Annotated in this window: 2 protein-coding genes and 1 pseudogene; all 3 read left to right on the top strand. The window is 63.0% G+C overall.

The window, feature by feature from the left end:
• Positions 1-321: pseudogene (ppnK, locus tag E0F99_RS29660) on the top strand (NAD(+) kinase); the annotation flags it as partial.
• Entirely contained in the window at positions 318-1,292 is a 975-nt protein-coding gene (locus E0F99_RS29655) for a metallophosphoesterase (protein ID WP_407020290.1), read from the top strand. The pseudogene ppnK and the gene E0F99_RS29655, both read left to right, overlap by 4 nt.
• A gap of 38 nt (positions 1,293-1,330) precedes the next feature.
• Positions 1,331-2,562: ATP-binding protein (locus E0F99_RS29650; protein WP_130909126.1), on the top strand; the 1,232-nt coding region annotated here is incomplete at its 3' end.

Raw genomic sequence — 2,562 nt, 5'->3', positions numbered from 1 at the left:
GTGTCGGCAGGCGGCCCGATCATGCACCCCAAGCTGGACGCCATTGTGATCGTGCCGATGTACCCCCATATGTTGTCCAGCAGGCCAATTGTGGTCGACGGCAACAGTGAGCTGAAAATCGTGGTGTCCAAAGGCATGCAGATCTACCCGCAAGTCTCCTGTGACGGGCAGAACCATTTCACCTGCGCCCCCGGTGACACCATCACCGTGAGCAAAAAGGCGCAGAAGCTGCGGCTGATCCACCCGCTGGATCACAACTACTACGAAGTGTGCCGCACCAAGCTGGGCTGGGGCAGCCGCTTGGGGGGTGGAGGCGACTGATGCTCGATCCCGCGCGCAGCTACGACCTGATTGGTGACGTGCACGGTTGCGCTCATACCCTTGAGCACTTGCTCGACCGGCTGGGCTACCACAAGCAGGCTGGCACCTGGCGCCATCCGTCGCGAATGGCGGTGTTCCTCGGCGATATCATCGACCGCGGCCCGCGTATACGCGAGGCGCTGCATATCGTCCACGACATGGCCGAGGCCGGCCAGGCGCTGTGCATCATGGGCAACCACGAGTTCAACGCGCTGGGCTGGAGCACACCCGCGCCGCCGGGCAGCGGCAAGCAGTTCGTGCGTGAGCACAACCCACGCCATGCGCGGTTGATCCACGAAACCCTGACCCAATTCGAACAACACCCGGCCGACTGGCATGATTTTCTCGGCTGGTTCTACGACATGCCGCTATTTGTCGACGCCGGGCGTTTCCGTGTGGTGCATGCGTGTTGGGACGAGGGCTTTATCCAGCCGCTGCGCGCGACGTTCCCGGATGGCTGCATCGACCAGCACTTCCTGCAGGCCGCTGCCGTGCCGGGCAGTTTTGCCTGCAACGCCTTCGACCGCTTGCTGCGCGGCACCGACATGCGCCTGCCGGATGGCTTGACGCTGACCGGCGGCGATGGGCTGACGCGCTCATTCTTCCGCACCAAGTTCTGGGAAGACGACCCGAAAACCTACGGCGACATCGTGTTCCAGCCCGATGCGCTGCCGGAGCCTGTGGCGCGTACGCCGCTGTCGTCGACTGAAAAAAATTCCCTGCTGCGCTATGGCGTCGACGAGCCTTTGCTGTTCGTCGGGCATTACTGGCGCAGCGGCAAACCGGCACCGATCCGCCCGAACCTGGCCTGCCTGGACTACAGCGCCGTGCTGTACGGCAAGCTGGTGGCCTACCGGCTGGATCAGGAAACCCAGCTGGATCCGCGCAAGTTTGTGTGGGTCGATGTTGAACGGCCGCAGGTGATCACATGAGCCTGCGCGTACCGTCACTGAACTGTTAAGGAAGCACCATGGATGATTCGACGTTCGACCAGTTGGAGGCCGCGTTGTCTGCGGCGCCCGGCAATGTCGCGCTGCTGACGCTGCTGCTCGGCGCCAGCCTTGAGCGCGGCGAGCATGAGCGCGGGCTTAAGCTACTGCCGGCCGACCTTGAACAGTGGGCCGACGCCACCGCCCTTAAACTGGCCGCAGCGCAACTGTGCCTTGGCGCCGGCGATGCTGCGCGAGCCTTGCAACTGATTGAAGGCGAAGACCCCGCCGCGCGCCTGCTCAAGGCGCGCGCGCTGGCGGCGCTGGAGCGGCTCAAGGAAGCCCAGGTGGAATACCGCGCGGCGGTAGACGCCAATCCGGCGCTGGAAGACATGGCGCTGTGGCGCCGCTTGAATGTCTCGGTACTGGATTTTCCGGCCGCCGAAGGGCGCCCGCGCCTGCGCGTGATTTCCAATGACGACACCGACCAGAGCGAAGTGGTGCGCCTGTTGGTGCCGGAAAAGGAAACCCTGACCTTTGATGATATCGGTGGCCTGGATGAGCTGAAAAAGACCATCCACAAAAAGATCATTCTGCCGTATCAAAAACCAGGCTTGTTCCAGCGCTTTCGCAAGAAGGTCGGCGGCGGCGTGCTGCTGTACGGCCCACCGGGCTGTGGCAAGACATTGTTGGCCCGCGCTACGGCCGGGGAGTGCAAGGCGACGTTTTTCAATGTGGCCATTTCCGATGTGCTGGACATGTACATCGGCGAATCCGAGCGCAAATTGCACGCGCTGTTCGAACAGGCACGGGCCCAGGCGCCGGCGGTGATGTTCTTCGATGAAGTCGAGGCGCTGGGTGGCAAACGTTCCAACACCCGCGAGTCGACGTCGTCAAAACTGGTCAGCCAGTTCCTGTCCGAGATGGACGGGTTTACCAATGACAACCACGGGGTGTTGATCCTCGCCGCGACCAACGTGCCGTGGTCGGTGGACTCGGCATTCCGTCGCCCCGGTCGCTTTGACCGCGTGCTGTTTGTGCCGCCGCCGGACCGTGCGGCGCGCGAAAGCATGCTCAAGGTGATGATGAAAGGCCGGCCGATGGCCGATGATATCGACTTTGCCTTCCTGGCCAAGAACACGTCGGGCTTCTCGGGCGCGGACCTCAGCGAGCTGGTGGAAACCGCCGCCGACGAGGCGATTGAAGCCTCGATCGAGAGTGGCGCCGAACAGTCGATCTGCGACCGCCATTTCAAGGCAGCGTTGAAAGACGT

It is taken from the genome of Pseudomonas antarctica, assembly GCF_900624995.1.
GTDB lineage: Bacteria > Pseudomonadota > Gammaproteobacteria > Pseudomonadales > Pseudomonadaceae > Aquipseudomonas > Aquipseudomonas antarctica.
The sequence above is the reverse complement of the archived record's forward strand: the minus strand, read 5'-3'. Positions and strand labels throughout refer to the sequence as shown.